Source organism: Psychrobacillus sp. FSL K6-1415 (assembly GCF_038003185.1).
Lineage (GTDB): Bacteria > Bacillota > Bacilli > Bacillales_A > Planococcaceae > Psychrobacillus > Psychrobacillus psychrodurans.
Genome location: NZ_JBBOOQ010000001.1, coordinates 3,192,628 through 3,213,349, shown reverse-complemented (window position 1 = coordinate 3,213,349; position 20,722 = coordinate 3,192,628). Strand labels below are relative to the sequence as shown.

At 35.5% G+C, this 20,722-nt stretch carries 20 protein-coding genes; 16 read left to right on the top strand and 4 right to left on the bottom strand.

Annotated elements, in window-relative coordinates:
* Positions 1–3 precede the first annotated feature (3 nt).
* On the top strand, positions 4–651 hold the full coding sequence (locus MKY60_RS15485; RefSeq protein ID WP_090570229.1) for a response regulator: 648 nt from the start codon (positions 4–6) through the stop codon (positions 649–651).
* Positions 652–760: 109 nt separating this feature from the next.
* Here MKY60_RS15485 and MKY60_RS15480 read toward each other — a convergent pair whose 3' ends face one another.
* On the bottom strand, positions 761–1,645 hold the full coding sequence (locus MKY60_RS15480) for a cation diffusion facilitator family transporter (protein WP_241598948.1): 885 nt from the start codon (positions 1,643–1,645) through the stop codon (positions 761–763).
* Between the two features lie 84 nt (positions 1,646–1,729).
* A complete protein-coding gene (locus tag MKY60_RS15475; protein ID WP_241598949.1) occupies positions 1,730–3,064 on the bottom strand; it encodes a hemolysin family protein in 1,335 nt (444 codons plus the stop codon).
* Positions 3,065–3,284: 220 nt separating this feature from the next.
* Here MKY60_RS15475 and chrA point away from each other — a divergent pair, with 220 nt between their 5' ends.
* The 4 genes from chrA (at position 3,285) to MKY60_RS15455 (ending at position 9,731) form a co-directional block, all read left to right on the top strand.
* Positions 3,285–4,442: a chromate efflux transporter gene (chrA, locus tag MKY60_RS15470; protein ID WP_241598950.1), complete on the top strand. Its 1,158-nt coding sequence runs from the start codon at positions 3,285–3,287 to the stop codon at positions 4,440–4,442.
* Between the two features lie 378 nt (positions 4,443–4,820).
* Complete coding sequence (locus MKY60_RS15465) at positions 4,821–6,563, top strand: ABC transporter ATP-binding protein (protein ID WP_241598951.1); 1,743 nt, start codon at positions 4,821–4,823, stop codon at positions 6,561–6,563.
* Positions 6,560–8,299: an ABC transporter ATP-binding protein gene (locus MKY60_RS15460; RefSeq protein WP_093496455.1), complete on the top strand. Its 1,740-nt coding sequence runs from the start codon at positions 6,560–6,562 to the stop codon at positions 8,297–8,299. The genes MKY60_RS15465 and MKY60_RS15460 overlap by 4 nt, the downstream gene beginning before the upstream one ends.
* A gap of 166 nt (positions 8,300–8,465) precedes the next feature.
* Positions 8,466–9,731, top strand: a complete 1,266-nt coding sequence (locus MKY60_RS15455; protein ID WP_241598952.1) for an MFS transporter — start codon at positions 8,466–8,468, stop codon at positions 9,729–9,731.
* A gap of 58 nt (positions 9,732–9,789) precedes the next feature.
* Here the strand turns inward: MKY60_RS15455 and MKY60_RS15450 are convergent, their stop codons facing one another.
* On the bottom strand, positions 9,790–9,993 hold the full coding sequence (locus tag MKY60_RS15450; RefSeq protein WP_090570212.1) for a YheE family protein: 204 nt from the start codon (positions 9,991–9,993) through the stop codon (positions 9,790–9,792).
* Positions 9,994–10,065: 72 nt separating this feature from the next.
* Here MKY60_RS15450 and MKY60_RS15445 point away from each other — a divergent pair, with 72 nt between their 5' ends.
* From MKY60_RS15445 to MKY60_RS15425, 5 genes are all read left to right on the top strand, one after another.
* Positions 10,066–10,455 (top strand): ferritin-like domain-containing protein, encoded by a 390-nt coding sequence (locus tag MKY60_RS15445; RefSeq protein WP_090570209.1) that lies wholly within the window; start codon positions 10,066–10,068, stop codon positions 10,453–10,455.
* 63 nt (positions 10,456–10,518) lie between these two features.
* Positions 10,519–11,664: a DUF445 domain-containing protein gene (locus MKY60_RS15440; protein WP_093496463.1), complete on the top strand. Its 1,146-nt coding sequence runs from the start codon at positions 10,519–10,521 to the stop codon at positions 11,662–11,664.
* Between the two features lie 19 nt (positions 11,665–11,683).
* Entirely contained in the window at positions 11,684–12,028 is a 345-nt protein-coding gene (locus MKY60_RS15435) for a YlbF family regulator (RefSeq protein WP_090570206.1), read from the top strand.
* A gap of 592 nt (positions 12,029–12,620) precedes the next feature.
* Entirely contained in the window at positions 12,621–13,400 is a 780-nt protein-coding gene (locus tag MKY60_RS15430) for an enoyl-CoA hydratase (protein WP_418939837.1), read from the top strand.
* Positions 13,401–13,752: 352 nt separating this feature from the next.
* On the top strand, positions 13,753–14,598 hold the full coding sequence (locus tag MKY60_RS15425) for an MBL fold metallo-hydrolase (protein ID WP_093496459.1): 846 nt from the start codon (positions 13,753–13,755) through the stop codon (positions 14,596–14,598).
* A gap of 110 nt (positions 14,599–14,708) precedes the next feature.
* On the opposite strand, the gene MKY60_RS15420 is transcribed toward MKY60_RS15425, so the two are convergent.
* Entirely contained in the window at positions 14,709–14,894 is a 186-nt protein-coding gene (locus MKY60_RS15420; RefSeq protein WP_340880317.1) for a YhzD family protein, read from the bottom strand.
* A gap of 134 nt (positions 14,895–15,028) precedes the next feature.
* Between MKY60_RS15420 and MKY60_RS15415 the strand changes: the two genes are divergently transcribed.
* The 6 genes from MKY60_RS15415 (at position 15,029) to yhaM (ending at position 20,714) form a co-directional block, all read left to right on the top strand.
* Entirely contained in the window at positions 15,029–15,244 is a 216-nt protein-coding gene (locus MKY60_RS15415; RefSeq protein WP_418939845.1) for a helix-turn-helix transcriptional regulator, read from the top strand.
* Positions 15,237–15,548, top strand: a complete 312-nt coding sequence (locus MKY60_RS15410; protein WP_340880316.1) for a hypothetical protein — start codon at positions 15,237–15,239, stop codon at positions 15,546–15,548. Before MKY60_RS15415 ends, MKY60_RS15410 begins: the two co-directional genes overlap by 8 nt.
* Positions 15,549–15,565: 17 nt before the next feature.
* Positions 15,566–15,760, top strand: coding sequence for a hypothetical protein (locus MKY60_RS15405; RefSeq protein WP_090570176.1), 195 nt, complete (start codon positions 15,566–15,568; stop codon positions 15,758–15,760).
* 96 nt (positions 15,761–15,856) lie between these two features.
* The gene (locus MKY60_RS15400) at positions 15,857–17,068 is read left to right on the top strand and encodes a metallophosphoesterase family protein (RefSeq protein ID WP_340880315.1); all 1,212 of its coding nucleotides are present in this window, start codon (positions 15,857–15,859) and stop codon (positions 17,066–17,068) included.
* Positions 17,065–19,779 (top strand): ATP-binding protein, encoded by a 2,715-nt coding sequence (locus tag MKY60_RS15395; RefSeq protein WP_340880314.1) that lies wholly within the window; start codon positions 17,065–17,067, stop codon positions 19,777–19,779. Before MKY60_RS15400 ends, MKY60_RS15395 begins: the two co-directional genes overlap by 4 nt.
* Positions 19,776–20,714, top strand: coding sequence for a 3'-5' exoribonuclease YhaM (gene yhaM / locus MKY60_RS15390; protein ID WP_090570168.1), 939 nt, complete (start codon positions 19,776–19,778; stop codon positions 20,712–20,714). Before MKY60_RS15395 ends, yhaM begins: the two co-directional genes overlap by 4 nt.
* The last annotated feature ends 8 nt before the right edge of the window (positions 20,715–20,722 follow it).

Here is a 20,722-nt window from a genome sequence, read left to right as displayed (position 1 = left end):
GTTATGATACGTGTACTAATTGCAGATGACCATCACGTTGTAAGAAGAGGATTAATGTTTTTTCTAAAAACGCAGAAGGATATGGATATTGTAGGCGAGGCTACAAACGGGAAAGAAGCTGTGCAGCTAACAGCAAATTTGAAGCCCGATGTCATATTGATGGATCTAGTCATGCCAGTAATGGACGGAATAGAAGCAACGAAACGCATTAAGGCTACAGACCCAGAGATTCAAATACTAATGCTTACTAGTTTCTCAGATAGAGATCATGTGATACCTGCCTTAAAAGCTGGAGCAGCGGGATATCAGCTAAAGGATATAGAACCAGATGACCTTGCCGATGCAATTCGAAAGCTAATGCGAGGTGAAAATACATTACACCCGGAGGCAACAACGCAGTTAGAAAAGGAGTGGGAGCCAGTTGTACCTAATCCTCACGAGGAGCATCCGTTAACTCCTAGGGAGCAGGATGTATTATCTGAATTGACAAAAGGAAAAAGTAATAGAGAAATAGCATCCTCATTGTTTGTAACCGAAAAAACAGTTAAAACGCATATTTCCAATATATTCGCCAAACTGCATGTTCAGGATCGTACACAAGCCGCCCTTTATGCAGTAAAACATGGTTTAACAGAACCAAGCGGACAGTAAAAAACACGGAGAATCGCAATGAGCATGCGATCCACCGTGTTTTTTTGTTAGTTCGATTCGTTGCGCATACAAACAGAGATACGCACGGAAATAAAACTCACAAATCTTCTTAACCATCACCAAGCGTGTCCATATTTGGTTCAATATGCACTAGGATAACGGAAAATGGCTTTACCTTCATTATACGTTGTTCTATTTCCTCTGTAATACGATGGCTATTCACAACATTTAAATTTGGATCTACTGTTACAGTGAGATCGACAAACATCAAATTTCCATGCATTCTCGCTTTAAAATCCGTTAGTTCATCAACACCCTCGACGAGTCTTACTATTGTAGACAAAGATTCGGCTTCCTCTACATTAAAGCCATCAGATAATGTGTAGGCTGCGTCATGAAAAATGGTATAGGCCGTATAGATAATGATTACCCCGACTAGTAGGGCAGTTATTCCATCTAAAATTGGAAACCCTAAAATAGATCCGACTATACCAATGGTTGCACCGATACTAACTAATGCATCTGATCGATTGTCATAGGCTGCAGCTTTTAAAGCAGCACTGTTTATACGATTTCCTAGCTGTAAATTATATCTATAGACAACATACATAATAATAGCACTAACTAATCCAACAATAGCGGTTAGAAGTGAAGGAGTTTCTTCAATAGGGTTAGCAAGATGTTGAATTGCTTGAATAAGTACTTGGATTCCGATAAAAGCCATGATGAACGCAGCTACAAGCGAAGCAATAGTTTCAGCACGTAAATGTCCATATTGATGATGACTATCGGGTGGTTTTTGAGAAATACGCAGTCCGATTAATATAGCGACAGAGGCAATAATATCTGTAAAATTATTTAGGCCATCTGCTTTTAAGGCCTCTGAAGATCCGATGATACCAATGGTTAGCTTAAGTGTACTCAACAGTAGATAAATACTAATACTTATCCAGGCACCTTTTTCCCCTTCACGTAAGTTTGTATATAGCTCCACAAAGTTTCCTCTTTTCAACAATTATAGACATAGGAAAACGACCCTCAAATGAGAGTCGTTTTATTATGAGCTATAATGATTTTGTTATTCAACTATAGGTTCTAGTTCTTCAACTGGAGGAGCAGATTTAATAATCTCTAAGTATTGAATGTGGTGCCCGTCAACCTCTTTGATCATGAAATCATAGCCTTGTTCTTGAATTTTTTCACCTTTAATTGTTTCGTAGCTTTTCGTCATAAACCAACCACCGATAGTATCAATATCCTCTTCATCGATATCGATACCTAGTAGGTCATTAACATTTTCGATTAACATCTTGGCATCAACAATATAATGATTTTCTTCTAACTTTTGAACTTCTGGAAGTTCATCAGTATCAAATTCATCACGAATATCGCCAACGATTTCCTCGATAATATCTTCTATAGTCACAAGTCCAGAAGTACCACCATATTCATCCATTAAGATTGCCATATGAATTCGTTCACGTTGTATCTTAAGTAATAAATCAGCAATTGGCATATTCTCAATAACTCGGATAATTGGTTGCATATAATCGCTTACGGGTGTTGTTGCATTTGTAGGATCTTTTATATATGCCGTTAATAGATTTTTCATATTAACAAGTCCAATAATATGATCTTTGTCCCCATCAGTTATTGGATATCTTGTATATTGTTCTACACCGATTAGCTGAAATACCTCATCTAACGTAAAATCTTTATCAATAGAAGTTATTTCCGTGCGTGGAACCATAATTTCTTTTGCAATGCGATCATCAAATTCGAAAATTTTATTTACGTATTTGTATTCGGCTTGATTGATCTCTCCGCCTTTAAAGCTATCAGAAAGTATCATACGAAGCTCTTCTTCGGAATGAGCAACCTCAGATTCTGAAACAGCATCTAAACCAAATACTTTAGTTGCTAGAAAACGTGCGGAACCATTCATACCGTGAATAACTGGATACATAAGTTTATCAAAAATGATAAGCGGTTTTGCTACTGCTAATGTAATTTGTTCAGACCTTTGAATGGCAAAAGTCTTTGGTGTTAACTCTCCTACAACTACATGAATATACGTTACAAGAGAGAATGCAATAATAAATGAAAGTAAAGAGGCAACACTCTCTGGGAGCTCAAAATAATTAAATGCCGGATGTAGAATCCGTTCAATTGTCGGTTCTCCAAGCCACCCTAACCCTAAGGCTGTTATGGTGATTCCAAGCTGACAGGCAGATAGATATTCATCCAGATTGGAAACTACTTTTTTGGCATTTATCGCCTTAGTGTTCCCTTCAGCAATAAGCTGATCAATTCTTGTAGTTCTTACTTTTACAATTGCAAACTCACTCGCAACGAAAAATGCAGTGAATGCGATTAAGACAGCAAACGCTGTCAATCGTATGGCTATGTCCAAATAATTACTTTGTCCCTAACCCAAATGAGGGGTAAGACAAAGTGTACACCTCCTGTTTTCTAAAAAATAGTTTATACGTTTAATAATAAAATATAAAAAAAGAAATTACAAATCTTTCTACTTTATATTGAGATATTCTGTTAACAAAATTTACAAAAACTTAATATATATCATCTCATATATATTAGATAATAGAGATTAATATATTGAGGAGGTTCAGATGAAAAACAGATATTTAGAAATACTTAAGGCGTCAACAAAACTTGGTTTAACATCATTCGGAGGACCAGCTGCTCATATAGGATATTTTCGGGACGAGTACGTCGATAAAAGAAAATGGTTAGATGACAAATTGTATGCGGATATCGTTGCTTTGTGCCAGTTTTTACCGGGACCAGCCTCCTCTCAAGTAGGAATCTCTATTGGATTGATAAGAGGCGGATTACTGGGAGGCATTATTTCATGGATTGGATTTACTATGCCATCAGTAATACTATTAATGTTATTTGCTGCATTCATTTCAAGTTCAGGATCATTTGATAGTGGATGGATCCAAGGGTTAAAAATAGTGGCGGTTGCTGTTGTTGCACATGCCTTAATGGGTATGCAAAAATCATTAGCTCCAGATAATATAAGGATTACGATTGCAATAGGATGCGCAATACTCACGTTACTTTTTCCTACTGCAGTTGGACAAATAGCAATTATTCTTATTGCGGGCATTTTTGGTTATTTCTATTTCAAAAATGCTTCAATCGATTCCGCTCCTGAGATGAAGCTAAGCTTTGGGAAAAAGACTGGACTAATTAGTTGGATATTGTTTTTTGTATTGCTTACTTTACTGCCTTTATTAAAGCCATTTGTACAATCTGTATACTATACAATTTTTGATACTTATTACCGAGTTGGATCTATTGTATTTGGTGGTGGTCATGTTGTATTACCGATGCTACAAAGGGAAGTAGATGTGTCTGCGGATATGTTCCTTACTGGATATGGAGCAGCGCAAGCTGTACCTGGACCATTATTCACAATCGCTGGTTTTTTAGGACAAATAACTGCTGGTACAGGTGGAGCATTGATCGCAGTTTTTGCGATGTTCCTGCCATCATTTTTATTAGTCATTGGCACATTGCCATTTTGGTCAATTATTCGTTCTAAAAAAGGGATTCAAGCCGCTTTAAAGGGAGTTAATGCAGCTGTTGTAGGTATTCTTCTTGCAGCACTTTATGATCCGGTATTCACGAGCGCTGTGAATAGTCCTATTGATTTTGTTATTGTTTTAATTACTTTTACACTTTTAGTTGTGTTTAAATTAGCACCATACAAAGTGGTTCTCATAAGTGTTGTGTTAGGTGCAATTGTTCATTCATTATAAAAATTCGAAAAGTATTGACAATTAAATTTTCGGTATGCTACTGTTAATATACACAAAAAAATGGAAATGGAGGTATGACAAAATGATTCGTTTAAAAAATAGCGTTGTTGACTTAATAATTTTTTCATACCTACCATTAGACCGGAAATGATTTAATAGCAGACTTTTACGTATTGTATTGTCTATTATTAAGCGCATTACCTCTATATGGGTAATGCGCTTTTTTATGTCTTTTTACTTCCAATTTTTGGTGAAAAAATATGAAAAGGAGTGTTGAATATGAATATTCAACGGACAAAGCAAATTTTATTAAAGGAATCTCTTGAAGGTGGATAGCTATTAAGTAATGTGTAGAAAGAAGAAAAGAGGGGTTATACAATGTTTTCTGTTTTATTTAAATTGAAATGGTTTTTTAAAGATCATTGGAAGCGTTATACAGTAGCAGTTAGTTTGTTAATAATTGCTAGTGCATTTGAGGTTTTGCCACCTTGGTTAGTTGGTGAGGCGATCGATGCAATTACTATGGGAGAAATGACAAAAGAATCCTTAATGCAATATGTACTCTATTTTGTTGGAATAATTATTATAGGTTATGGACTTAACTTTGTTTGGCAATATCAATTATTTGGTGGTTCGATCACAATTGAGCGTATATTACGTTCAAAGTTAAATTTAAAATTTTTGAATATGACTCCTACTTTTTATGAAAAAAATCGTACGGGTGATTTAATGGCCCGTGCAACAAATGATTTGAATGCAGTAGCAACCACTGCAGGATTTGGGATTATGACATTAATTGATTCGACCATGTATATGGCTGCACTTATTCTTGCAATGGGCTTTCTAATTTCATGGAAACTTACTATTTTTGCAATATTACCAATACCTATTTTAGCTTTTATAATGCAATACCTTGGTAAGATTATTCACGAAAAATATATGGTTGCACAGGATGCGTTTGGGGATTTAAATGACCGTGTATTAGAATCGGTTGCTGGGGTTCGAGTAATTCGTGCTTATGTCCAAGAAAGAGCAGATGAACAGAACTTTGCTAATATGAGTGAAGAAGTTTATGAGAAAAATATGATTGTAGAACGAATTGATGCACTCTTTGGACCAATTACTAAAGTGGGAACTGGTATTAGTTATGTAGTTGCCCTAGGATATGGTGCTTATCTAGTATCAAAAGGTGAAATGACTGTTGGGAATTTAATCACTTTTAACGTGTACTTAGGAATGGCAATTTGGCCGATGTTTGCAATTGGTGAGTTAATCAATGTAATGCAACGTGGAAATGCATCGCTGGATCGTGTGCAAGAAACATTAAACTACGATCAAGACGTAAAAGACCCTATTTCACCAGTTCAGTTAAATAGTGTGGAATCAATTGGGTTTACGGATGTTGGATTCCAATACCCGTTGTCCCAGGTAAAAAACCTTCAAAACATTCGAGTGAAGCTACAGAAAGGTCAAACACTCGGGATTGTAGGCAAAACTGGTTCCGGTAAAACTACTTTTATGAAGCAGTTATTAAAGGAATATCCAATTGGAGCGGGGCAGCTAACAATAGGAGAAACTGCTATTTCAGCGCAAACGAAAGATCAGGTTCTCGAATGGATAGGATATGTTCCACAGGATCATGTTTTGTTTTCTAGAACGATTCGTCAAAACATTCTTTTTGGTAAAGAGGATGCGACGGAAGATGAGTTAGAAGAAGCGATTCGTCTAGCACATTTCCAAAAGGATCTAATGAATTTACCGATGGGCTTAGAAACGTTAGTGGGAGAAAAAGGTGTATCCTTATCTGGTGGACAAAAACAACGTGTATCCATTGCTCGTGCCCTTATTAAAAATCCAGAAATTTTACTGTTAGATGATTCTCTATCAGCAGTAGATGCAAAGACGGAAGCTAAAATTATCGAAAATATACAAAATGAACGTAGTGGAAAGACAACAATTATTACGACGCATCGATTATCGGGAATCCAACATGCTGACCATATAATCGTTTTGGATGAAGGTCTTATTGTGGAAGAAGGATCTCATGAAGAACTTCTGACACAAAATGGTTGGTACAAAGAGCAATACGATCGTCAACAGCTAGAGGGGGTGTCGTCATGAGTACAGGAAAACGACTCTACCATTATGCGTTATTTTACAAAAAGCCAATTATTCTCGGTATACTCTTTTTAACTATTGCGGTCTTTGCTGATTTAACAGGTCCATTTATAGCTAAGAAAATTATCGATGATCATATTACTGAAGGAGCTATTAATCTTCAGCCTATATTAATGTTACTGGCAGTCTATTTTGGTTTAGCAATTGTAACAGCGGTTTTTAGATATTTTATGTTTATCAATTTACAGATTGGTGCAAATCGAGTTGTTCAGAAGCTCCGAAATGATGTTTTCGGGCATATTCAAACGTTGCCAATACAGTATTTTGACAACTTGCCTGCTGGAAAAGTTGTAGCACGTGTAACAAACGATACAGAAGCAATTCGTAATTTATATGTGCAAGTATTATCTCAATTTGCGACTAGTATTATTTCTATTGCAGGGGTTTATGTTGCTCTGTTCATCTTAAATGTACAAATGGCTTTAATGGCACTATTCGTAGTTCCAATTGTGTATATTTGGATGATCGCTTATCGAAAGTATGCATCTAAATATAATCATGTAGTTCGTACAAAGATTGCCGATTTAAATGCTATGTTGAATGAATCTATTCAAGGGATGTCTATTATCCAAGCATTTAAACGAGAGAAGCAAATGGAACGTGAATTTGAGGAGATGAATGAAGAACATTATAGATATCAGAAAAAGTTACTTACTTTAGACTCAGCAACTTCATTTAACTTAGTAAGTGTACTCCGTACGATTATGTTTGTTATGTTCATCTGGTATTTCGGAAGCTTATCTATGGAGCCGAATGCAATCATTTCAGCTGGTATGCTTTATGCATTCGTAGATTATACGACTCGATTATTTAATCCGATTACAGGGATTGTTAACCAATTCGCTCAGTTAGAAAGATCATTGGTTGCTGGAACACGTGTGTTCCAATTACTTGATGAAACAGGGGAAGAAGTAAAAGATGAACGTATGAAACGATATGAAGGAAATGTGGAGTTTCAAAATGTTTCTTTTGCATATAAAGCAGATGAATATGTCTTGAAAAATTTGAACTTTGTTGCGAATAAAGGCGAAACTGTAGCGCTTGTTGGTCATACAGGATCAGGTAAAAGTTCTATTATGAACTTGTTGTTCCGCTTCTATGATCCTTCAAAAGGGAGAATTTTAATAGATGGTACAGATATAACAACATTACCAAGACAAACAATTCGAGATCATATGGGTATAGTTTTACAGGACCCTTATTTGTTTTCAGGAACGATAGAGTCAAATGTCAGCTTAAGTGATCCGCGTATTACTCGAGAGACGGTTGAGGCCGCTTTAGAGGCTGTCGGAGGAGAACGGGTTTTGAAAAATCTAGAAAAAGGCTTGGATGAACCCGTTATAGAAAAGGGGAGCACGTTATCTTCTGGTCAACGTCAGCTCGTTTCCTTCGCTAGAGCCCTTGCATTTGATCCGGCTATTTTAATTTTGGATGAAGCGACATCTAATATTGATACGGAAACGGAAGAAATTATTCAACATGCAATGGATGTATTGAAAAAAGGAAGAACTACTTTTATCATCGCTCATCGACTTTCTACTATTAAGAATGCTGATCGCATTTTAGTACTAGACCGTGGAGAAATTGTTGAAAGTGGATCTCACGACGAGTTAATACAGCTACAAGGTCGCTATGAACAAATGTATAAATTACAAGCAGGAATATCTCAGCATGTATAACACATGCGGGGATATTCCCTTTTTTGTTTAATTGGTTATCCACCAGAGAAACCAAGCCATGCGCCCAAGCGAACTGTTTATAAGTCCGGGCCAACAATTATATATTGAAATTTTCTAACGATAATCGTATATTTAGTGTATCGAAATAAAAAAGAAGAGGTAAAATATGATGGATTGGTTTGCAGGTTGGAAAAAAAGCATCACATCATTCAATAGAAACATCAAAATGTTCATGCTTGCAAATTTACTCATTCAAGTAGGAATGGGTGTATTTTTAGTTATGTACAATTTATATATAAAGGAACTTGGGTTTCCCGAAACATTGAACGGTAAAATTATCTCTATGACATCTCTTGCTTCGGCAATAATGTTAATCCCTGCTGGATATCTAAGTGACCGACTAGGTAGAAAAGGAATTATTATTACAGGTGCTATAGTTGCTGCTGGTACCTTATTCTACAGAAGTTTAGTTACGGGGGAACAATCACTAATTTATGCTGCATTTTTTACTGGTTTGTTTATGGCATTAGTGCAAGTGTCTGGTGTTCCTTTTCTCGCTGAAAACTCGAAAGCCAGTGAACGAATGCATCTTTTTAGTATTCATTTTTCATTAATGACCATAGCAAGTGTTGTTGGTAGTCTCGGTGGGGGAGTGTTAGCAGATGCACTTCATATAATTGGTAATATTTCTACTGTAGATTCTATTATGTACGTACTAATTATTGGAGCAATTATTTTTACGATTGGAATAGTTCCATTATTTCAGTTGAAACCAATACAAATAGAGATAGATTCGGATGAACATACAGAAGAATCCGGTGGAAATACTCCAAGTGGTTTTAGAAAAAATCTAAAGATTATTGTGTTATTTGGAGTTGCGAATCTATTAATTGGAACAGGTTCCGGTCTTGTTATCCCTTACTTGAACTTGTACTTTTCTAACCGATTCGATGCATCGAACACATATATTGGACTAATCTTGTCGTTAGGGTCTGCGATGGCTGCAGTTGCGATGCTACTTGGGCCAGCCCTTGTAAAGAAGGTTGGGAAAGTAAAGGCATTAGTGATTTTCCAGCTACTCTCGATACCATTTTTGTTTATCACGGGTTATACCAATTCTTTAATCATTGCTTCTATTGCCTTTTTAATGCGCCAGGCCCTCATGAATGCTGGTAATCCTATTCAAAGTGCAATTGCAATGGACTTAGTACAGGACAATTATAAGGGGCTTGCCAATTCAGTAAATCAAATGGTTTTTAATGTGGGATGGGCAAGTACTGGGGCTATATCAACGGGACTTGTCATGACATTTGGCTTTTACTGGGGATATGCTTATACATTTACGATTACAGGGATTCTTTATATTATTGCATCTACCTATTTTTATATTTTATTTGGGCGAAAAAGTACCCTGGGTAAGAAACAAACATGAAAAAAGAAACATTCACGTTTGTTCTGATAAACGTGAATGTTTCTTACACGAGGACACCTCAGTCATACACATGAAAAAGCATTAGTTCATGTATCATTTTTTTCACTGTTTCTTCATCTGCTGGTGTTTCACCGAGCCATTTAATCGTTCCATCCGGTTCATATTCTGCGGCGTATCTTTGTTGTTTATAAAAAAAAGATACAGACCAACCTGGAAGTTGTTTGTTTTCATAGAGTGGTTTAAAGCTAAAGTGTTGTAGCAAGGATATCAACCTTTCATGTGAGTGAATTTGTTCGCATACACTAATATAAATGATTAGTGAAGGAGCATCGAATTGTTTAATGAACAGTTAAGGCAGGCCATACTTAATGAATATCAAGATTATCATTTTTATCGTTCTATGTATAAATTGACTGATGATCCGTATTTTCAAGGTTTTATCGAACATATTTATGAGGATGAAAAAAGTCATTACGAAATGTTCCAACAACTCTATTATATGCTGACCGGTACATTTGTACAAAACTTTCCGGAACCTGTTTTATGTACAGATTTGAATGATTGCTTAAAAAATGCGATTAAAGATGAATTAGAAGCAGCGGAGCTTTATAAGGAGATGGTCTTGCAAATACCAATTCAACAAGCCTATGCACCCTTATTTGTTGCGATGCATGACGAGACCGAACATGCAATACGTCTGACTACCTTGCTGCATTTATTGTAAATTCTTTTAGTGTTTGCCTATCCTCTGCTATAATAATCTAGAAGCTAGAGGAAAAAGGTGAAATTGATGGATTTTTTATGGACAATCACATTCATGGCGATAGTTGGAGCAGCTATTGGATCAGTAACTAATCACTTTGCTATTAAGATGTTATTCAGACCGCATGAGGCAAAATATATAGGCTCGTGGCGCATCCCATTCACACCTGGTCTGATCCCTAAAAGACGTGATGAGCTTGCAAAACAACTGGGTAATACTGTTATCCAGCATTTATTAACGCCTGATATCTTTAAAAAAAAATATTTTAACGAAGAAATGAAAAATAAAGCAGCTCATTTCTTAACGGAGCAACTGAACGATAAAATCTTTCAATCGGACAAAACGATAAATGATTGGTTGAAACTTGCTGGACTAGAAAGCGTGCCTACTATTGTAAAGAGTAAAATAGAAGAACAGGTGGACGTGCAATTTAGTCAATTAAAAACTAGATTTGAAAAAGAAACAATACGTCAGCTTGCACCAATTGATTGGCAGCAAAAAGCGGATACTAAAGTTGGGGAAATCGTTTCGTACATTCTACTTAAAGGTGAAGGTTTCTTTGAATCGGATGAAGGTAAGCAAACAGTAAAAAATCTTATTGATGATTTTCTGTCTACAAAAGGGACATTAGGTAATATGATTCAAATGTTCATGGGTGAATCTTCATCACTTGCTGGAAAAGTTCAACCGGAAATATTAAAATTCCTAAGAGCGCCAGGAACGAAAAATATGCTAGAAAAAATAGTAAGAAGTGAATGGGAGAAATTAAAGGATCGCCCACTTAATGAAATGATGGAAGGCTTTGACTTTGAGCCTATTGTTAAAAATGTTAAAGTATATTTGACAGAGCAGTTGGCAATCGAAGAAAGATTGAATTATAGTTTCATTCATTACTTCCCAGGAGTAACTGGATGGACCGAGTCATATCTTATTCCGAAAGTGACGACATTTGCATTCCAGGAAGCAGAAACAAAGCTAGAAGAAGTCTTGCGTAAAATGAAATTAGAAGATATGGTAAAAGAGCAAGTAGATACTTTCCCAGTATCTCGACTAGAAGAAATTGTTCTTGGTATTTCAAAGAGAGAGTTCAAAATGATTACCATTTTAGGTGGTGTTCTTGGTGGACTTATCGGTATTATTCAAGGACTAATTGTATTCTTTACTACTTAAACTAAAGGAGCTTACTAACATGATTAACATTTATGATGACATTAACAAATTAGAAAAAACTCTACGCCAAACAGATGAATTTTCCAATGTACAGACTGCAGTAGAATCTGTAAAAGCGGATGAAGAGGCTCTAGCTTTATTCCAAAGTTTCCGTAAGGTTCAATTGTCATTACAAGAGAAGCAAATGAATGGAGAAGAAATTTCCGGAGAAGAGATTGAGTATGCACAAAAAACAGCTCAGCTCGCGCAAGGAAACGAAAAAATATTCCACATGCTTCAAGCAGAAATGGCTCTAAGTCAACTAATTGAAGAAGTAAATCGTGTTTTGATCAAGCCTGTTCAAGAACTTTATGAAGGCATCTAAGAAATAAACGAAAGAACTTTTCCTATTACAGGAGAGGTTCTTTTTTGTTTTTTAATAAAGTATATTCAAAAGTACGTGTACACTAAGTTGTTGATAATTAATGATACCGCTATTATTTTCACTTCAGTCGGATACTTTCCGCGGGCGTTGCCTCAGCCTTCTCGCTACGCTGCGGGGCTTCGTCTAACGCTAATCACGCTGGAGTCGCCGACTTCCGCTACAATCAATCAATTAATATCCTGCCTTTGTGATGAACACCTGAATGCAAGATTAGCTAAAGATACTTTTCATTGCAGTCGACCTACTAATTAGAAAAAGACCTTTAGTAGCTCAATTCTACACATTTAGGCTTTGAATTAGTAAATTACTATGGTAATTTTATCCTTTCCTCAAGTAAATCGCTATCTAGCAGAAGTAACTGGGGAAGAAGCACAAGTTAACTACAGAGTAAAGCAAGTAAAAATAGTAGAAGAGCAAGTAACCGCCATGCCAACGCAAGTAAATAGTTTTTGCTTTTTCAGCAGGACTTAAAAGTTTAATGGCGAATTTAATAGAAGAATGAATGACTATTCACTTACAAAGGGGAATGTATATGTATAATACTTTATTGTTAGAAAAAGAAGGCCGTATTGCGACTTTAACAATGAATCGTCCAGAAGCAATGAATTCGATGAATGGAGTGATGATGAGAGAGTTGGCAGAAAGCCTAGAATCTCTTCAATCAGACACATCTGTTCAAGTACTAGTTATTAAAGGAGAGGGGCGCGCATTTTCTGCAGGTGGAGACATTAAAGCGATGCTAGATAAAGAGAATCCTTTTGATATTGATGAAGCGATGACTTACCTCACTCGGATTGCTAAAACTTTATATATGTTACCACAGATTACTATTGCATCTGTACACGGGGCAGCAGCGGGATTAGGATTTAGTATGGTATTAGGCTGCGATATTATCATTGCGGAAGAAAACAGCAAGCTTGCTATGAACTTTATCGGAATTGGGCTAGTTCCGGATGGGGGTGGTCATTTCTTTCTAAAAGAAAGAGTGGGTATCCCAAAAGCAAAACAGCTTATGTGGAGCGGAAAGCTTTTCACTGGAATAGAAGCACAAAAAATCGGACTTGTGGATGAAGTTGCTTCAGATGGTTTAGGATCTGCAACTGCAGCTTCCTATGCACAAAAGCTAATTCAGTCACCAATTGCTGCCATGATTGCATCAAAAGAAATTTTACACGCAACAAAATTAAAAGAACTACAATCCGTTCTAGAAAGAGAAGCTGTTGCACAATCAGCAATGCGAAAAACGGAAGATCATCAAGAAGGTATTCAGGCTTTTGTTGAAAAGCGAAAGCCAGAGTTTAAAGGTAAATAAGTAAACAAAAGTGAGAAGGTCATTAAATTGATCTTCTTTTTTTGTTAAATTTGAAATTTATCTGAACTTTGTGTCGTCTGAAGGTGTAGTTATAGGTTATGAAGGAAAAAGGATTGAATTGGAAGTCTGCTATACCCTCTACTCTAATTATTAAAAACTGAGTGTAAAAAACGTTTTTTAAATATTCTTAATATATAATTTACTATGTTATAATTTTCTTAGTAATACAAGGAGGTTTACGTCCAATGGTAAAAAATAAGATGAGGAAATCTTAAATTATTTTATTAATTTTAGAATAAGCATGTAGATTTTCTCTTTCATAGAATTATATCTAGAATAGAGGAGAAAGAACATGTTAAATAAATTCAGTGATACTATTTATTATTTACCTAATAAAGATGATAATGAAAGACCAACATTAGGGCTTGTATGTGGTGACCAATATAGTTTAATAATAGATTCGGGTAATTCTACCCAACATGCTAAAGACTTTTTACGAGAAATCGAAAAGCTAAATGTACCACCAATTAAATATATGGTCATTACCCATGCACATTGGGATCATATCTTGGGCATGAATGAATTTGATGCAATTGTTATAACTAATAGCCTAACAAGCGAGAAGATAAAAGAATGGAATAGTTATTCTTATGACGATATTTCACTTCAAAACAATGTGAATAATAACCAAATTAGTACTATGTGTATGAAAATCATACAAACTGACATGCCGAACAGAGACAACTGTATGTTAAAATCTCCTGAGATAGTCTTTGAAAATACACTAACTATTGATTTGGGTAATAAAGTTTGTATAATTGAAAAAATCAACAGTACTCATACAGATGACTCCACCATTATTTATATTCCTAATGAAAAGTTTATCTTTTTAGGTGATTGTGCATATGGTACAACTACAAATTCTCTATTTCATTACAAGCAATCTATGTTATTAAGTATGATTAAAGACATTCAAAAATATGATGCTGAAATGTTCCTCCTTGGTCACGAATCTATTTGCGATTTAAAGGAAATGAACATCTACTGGGAAGAGTTATCAGCATCTAGTGAAGCTGTTAAATCGCCTTCTCTAGAAAATGCTTTAGAATTCTTTAGGGTAGAAAACAATAGGGAGCCAAATGAGAATGAATTGTTTTTCATAAAAGCATTTGTGAATGATCATGTGATTCAAAAATAATAATTCTATAGAACTTATAGAACCATAAAATGAAAACAAAAGCCACCTCATTTAAATCCAATGAGGTGGCTTTTTTTAGATGTTTGAAAATATGAATATGATGATCATTTTTATACATGAAATAATACTAGTTTTCCAGAGCTATTTACAAGGCGATGTGTTTTATTGGCAAATCCTTTTTCTTCAATAATTGCTTCCCCTTTTTGTTTTGCTTCATCATCATTTTCGTACTCCCAAGTTTCTTCTATAATTAGTTCACCTGTTGGTTCAAACGCAGTAAATTTGTATGGTTTCATGACCAAAACACCCCTTTATTATTCTACTATATATTATACACAAAAGATTATGAAAATAAAATGTAAAGTAAGCTTGACAATATAAAATGGAGTAAAGTATACTTTACGTAAAGTTAACTTTACAGAGAAGGAGGATGAAATTGAAAAACTACGTTCGAGATAAACGGATGTCATTTGGAATGACACAGGATGAACTCTCAGAGAAACTTGATGTGTCTAGACAAACAATCATATCTTTAGAAAAAGGAAAATATAATCCTTCTATTAATTTGGCATTTAAGCTATCTAAACTTTTCAAATGTACGATCGAGGATATATTTATTTATGAGGAGGATGAAAAGGATGTATGAAGAATTTGATTTGTTTACATTTTTGATTGGTTTGCCACTAGGAATTATTATTACGGGTATTGTTTTTATGATCAATCGGAAAATTGGAAAGAAAAAGAGATGGTTTGATGAACGATACAATAGAATTCATGGAAGAGCGCGGTCCTATTCGTGGATAGCGACGACTATTGCAATCCTAGTTGTGTGGATGATTGTTATAGTAATGGAAGGTCCTGGATTGACCTTTTTCCTACTAACAGGCCTATGGGTAGTTCATATGGTTTCCTATTCAATTGGAGCAATTATTGCTAATCAAGAAAACTAAATAAGGAGGAATATAAAATGCAAAATACGAAAGTTGCACTAATTGTTTCATTATGCGCTTTAATTGTAATTCCAGGATTGTTTTTGATTGTTTCGTTGATTACAGGCCAATGGAAGTTTTTACTATTTAGTGTTCCTCCTGCTCTGTTTGCCGGATTAACTGGACTAAACTTAACTATACGGCAAATAAAAATAGAACGTAAAAGTGTATAATGATAAAGTAGGGGACTGTATACATTTAGTTGTATACAGTCTTTTCTTTATGATAAAATAGGAACAAATATTCTATTTTTGAATGGAGGGTACTTGATGGCAAGAATACGATTTCTACATGTGGCAGATTTACATTTGGATAGCCCTTTTAAAGGTATTTCCTCTATCGCTAAGAACAGATGGAAAGATATACGAGAAAGTACTTTCCAAGCATTTCAAAACATCATTAAATATGCGATTGAAAGTAAGCCAGATTTTGTTTTAATAGTCGGTGATATTTATGATGGAGAAAACCGTAGTCTTCGTGCGCAGCATTTATTTCAAAAAGGAATGGAAGCATTGGAAGCAGATAATATTCCAGTGTTTATCTGCTATGGAAACCATGATCATTTAAGTGGTAATTGGGCTCGTTTTCAATTGCCGTCAAATGTATATGTATTCGATGAGAAAGTTGAAACCAGAACTCTACAGTTAACTGATGGATTAGTACATATCACAGGGTTTAGCTATAAAGAGCGTCATATTCAGGAACCTATGCATAGCTTCTATCCTGTTGCAAAACCAGGTGAGATTCATATAGGGATGCTCCATGGTAGTGTAGAAGGTAATAATGAGCATGATGTATATGCGCCGTTTAGAAAAAATGATTTGCTAGAGAAAGGCTATCATTATTGGGCGCTAGGTCATATCCATAAGCGCCAACTTATCCATTCAGAACCACCAATTGTTTATCCTGGAAATACCCAAAGCAGGCATCGAAATGAAAAAGGAGTGAAAGGATTTTACGATGTGTCAATGCTAAACAATCAGGCAGATCTTCAATTTATTCCTTCATCTGCTTTCATTTATGAAGAGCTTTCTATTGATTGTAGCGACATGATCCACGCTAATGAATTGATCGAATTTATTCAAAATGAGTTGATAAGGTATAGTCAAATACATGGCTCTGCGATTATAGAGCTTACTTTAAATGGGATAACAGAGGATACGATTGAACTACTACAGTCAACTAATATTGCCGACTGGCTATCATTGATACAAGAGAGCCTAGAACTTGCTAACATCTTTTTAATAGTAAAGGATTTACACATAACTTCTCCAATTGAGCAGAGCACGGAATCAGCAATGCTGCTATCTGCTCTTAGTAATTGGGATACATCTGAATGGAAGCTAGCTTTAAAAGAACTTTATCAGCATACAAAAGGAAGCCGTTATCTACAGCCAATCGATCATAACTTTATCGAGGAAGTTCTAAAAGAAGCCGATTTAATAGTTTCCAAGGCTATTACAAGGGGGAATAACAATTGAAACTTGTAAAACTTCATATATATGGCTTTGGAAAACATGAGAATGTAGAAGTTGATCTGAACAATGGCATAAACGTGTTTTTTGGTGAGAATGAAGCAGGAAAGACTACCATCCAACAATTCATCTTGCATATATTTTTTGGATTTCCACAAAGGAATGCACAGTTACTTCGATATGAGCCGAAAAGTAATGCGTCCTATGGAGGTAAAATTCAAATCATAGATGATCACGGACAACCTGTAACTATTGAGAGAGTAAAGGGCAAAGCGAGTGGAGACGTTACTGTATATTATTCAGATGGTAGTCGGGGAGGAGAAAAGGAACTAGGTAGTATTCTGCACTCGTATTCCCGCACAGATTTTGAAGCTATATTCTCTTTTTCCTTACTCCAGCTACAAGGCTTTGAGAAGATGACAGAAGAAGAGTTAACGAGAACGTTGTTATCATCTGGAACGACAGGAATCGATACCTTAACTATCGTCGAGAATCAGTTTTTAAAAGATATGGGCGAGCTATTTAAGCCATCAGGTAGAAAGCCTCATATCAATCAGAAAATTGAAGAGCTTCGTGAATTAGAAACAACCTACAAGCATCAGTTAGAGGAAGTAGAAAAATATGAACCTTCTATTAAACGTCTTAACGAACTTGATACAATTATTGAGGAACTAAATCAACAAGAGTTAGAGATTTCTAAGCAGTTACAAAGATATTTGGAATGGAAACAACTGAAACCATTGAAAGAAAAAGAAACCAAATTAAACCGCGAGCTAGAATTAGTAAAGCATCAGTTTTTTCCCTCAGACGGCATCCGTAGATTTGAGTTAATAAAAGATAAATTGACTCAAAACCATATAGATATGGAGCAGTTGAAAAAAGAGTTGGATACTTTAACAATCCAGGAGGCTAACTTATCCACTCAGCAATTAGAGGAATTACTGTCCTTTCTAAATCGAGAAGCAGAATGGCATCAGCTTCGTTCCAAAAGAATACAAATAGAAGAAGAACAAAGTAAAACATTACAAAACCAAATGCAACAGCTAGCTTTGGTAGGAGTTGACTGGGAAAAAAGCTTATCACATATAGTACAAGCAGATGTTTCAATCCAACAAGAGGACAAACTAGTTACGATTCTTCAAACAGAAAAAAACTTGGAGCTCGAGCTACAGCAGGAAAAACGATTATTACAAATGAAGGAACAGGATCTTCTACAACAACAGCAAAGAGCAACAGAGTCAAAAAGAGTAAATAAAACTTCTTCGAACAAAACAGCTAATAGAATAATGTTAGGCATTATTGCTGCCATTTTCTTAATCGGGATAGTTATAGGGGTTACACAATCGAATTGGATGGTTGCTCTTACTGCAATTATTATTAGTGGAATTGTATATGTAGGCTTCAGCTTGATGATGAATTCGTTAAAACAACCAAATGATGTACAAACGTATGCCGAGTTATTAAAAAAGGAGCAGGAATCTTTACAGCAAGCCATTTCTACGTTAAAGCAAAAGGTTAATGAAATAGAACACAAGAAGCTGGATGTAACACAAAAAGTATCCGTTTTTTTAACTAGTTATCATATTAATGAACAATTATCACCAAGTCTATTGCCTGAACTTTTTAAGCGTCTACGGATGATTCAGGAGCAACAAATGCAACTAGACCAAATGGAAACAAAGCTCTATGAAGTACGTTTACAATTACAGGACCTGTACGAACAAGCACAGAGAAAAATCCATACTAAACTAGTTGAAGATATGCTATTTCACCAATTAAGAGAATCCTATTTAGAAGAAAAGAAAAAATCAGAAGACCAGGACTATAAAGAGAAAAAGATAACAGAACTCGAAAAGAGGCAGCAGGAGTTATTTTTCCAACAGCAATCATTTACCGAACAAATCCACACTTTGTATAATGAGGCTAATGCAGAAACCGAAAGCGATTATTATATGGCATATTCTATTTATGAACAAAAAGTAGAGCTAGAAAAGGAATTACATCATATTCACTTGCAGTTAGCTGGAAAACAAATAAATCTAGATGAATTTGAAAATGGATTTGAGGACGAGTGTAAGGGGAGATTACTTCATCTTCAGCAAAAAAGAAATGTCTACAATGATGAAAAAGCTACTTTATCCTATCAAACGAAGAAATTATTAGAAGATGAAGAGCAGAGTGAACAATTACAATTAATAGAACAGAAAAAAGCAGAACTACATGAACTTGTGAAAAAATGGGCTGCTCAAAAAGTAGTCGTTGAATCGATTAAACAAATGATGAGGCAGTTAAAAGAAGAGCGACTCCCAGAAGTATTAGAAAATGCACAGTATTATTTTCAACTGCTTACAAACAAATCGTATGAACAATTGATCCTATCACCAGAAGAAAGCTTTGAAGTCGTTAAAACTTCTGGACAGCGATTTAAAATTGCAGAGCTAAGCCAAGCGACAAAAGAGCAAGCGTATATATCCTTACGTGTTGCACTAGCAGTCTCTTTACAAAGTAAAGCACCCTTTCCAATAATAATGGATGATCCATTTGTACATTTCGATCGTGTCAGACTTCAACAAGTGGTACAATTAATGGCAGAGTTACAAAAAGAACACCAACTATTGTATTTTACATGTCATGACAATATGCAGTTTGTATGGGAAGATGCATTAGTCATACAAGTAGCGACATTATTACCCAGAAAGGTAGGGATTGTGAAATGAAAGGCATTACACAATTACGAGTAGGCGATCCAGTTGATCATTACTTACTTATCAAACAATCAACAAAAGGTGTAACAACCGTTGGGAAACCGTTTATGTCACTAATATTACAAGATAAGAGCGGAGATATTGAAGCAAAACTTTGGGATACGAACGACGAGCATGAAAAACTTTATGGTGCTAGTCAAATTGTTCGTGTTGGCGGGGAAATACAGGATTACCGTGGAAAGTTCCAATTGCGTGTAAAAAGTATTCGACCGGTAAAATCAGAAGAGCCCATTGCGATAAATGATTTAGTACCATCCTCTGAAAAACCAAAAGAAGAATTGATGGAGGAGCTTTTACAATACTTCTTTGAGATGAAAAATCCATTGATTCAACGTATTACAAGACATCTTATGAAAAAACATCAGACAGAGTTTATGACATTTCCAGCAGCGACAAAAAACCATCATGATTATGCTTCTGGACTAATCGATCATGTAGTATCTATGTTAAAGCTAGGTAAAGCATTGTGTGATCTATATCCAACGTTAAATAAAGACCTTCTATACGCTGGAATCATCTTACATGATATTGGTAAGGTCATAGAGCTCTCCGGCCCTGTAGCAACGACGTACACAATTGAAGGGAATTTACTTGGACATATTACGATTATGGTCAACGAAATTTCTAAAGCAGCAGAAGAGTTAGAAATAGAAGGAGAAGAAGTAATGTTGTTACAACATATGGTTCTCTCTCACCACGGTAAAGAAGAGTGGGGAAGTCCAAAACGTCCTGCACTTCGAGAAGCTGAAATGCTGCATTATATAGATAATATTGATGCAAAGATGAATATGCTTAATCGTGCATTAGATAAAACAAACCCTGGTGAATTCTCTGAGCGTTTATTTCCACTTGAAAACCGTTCCTTTTATAAGCCTACATTTGAATAAGAGTAAAA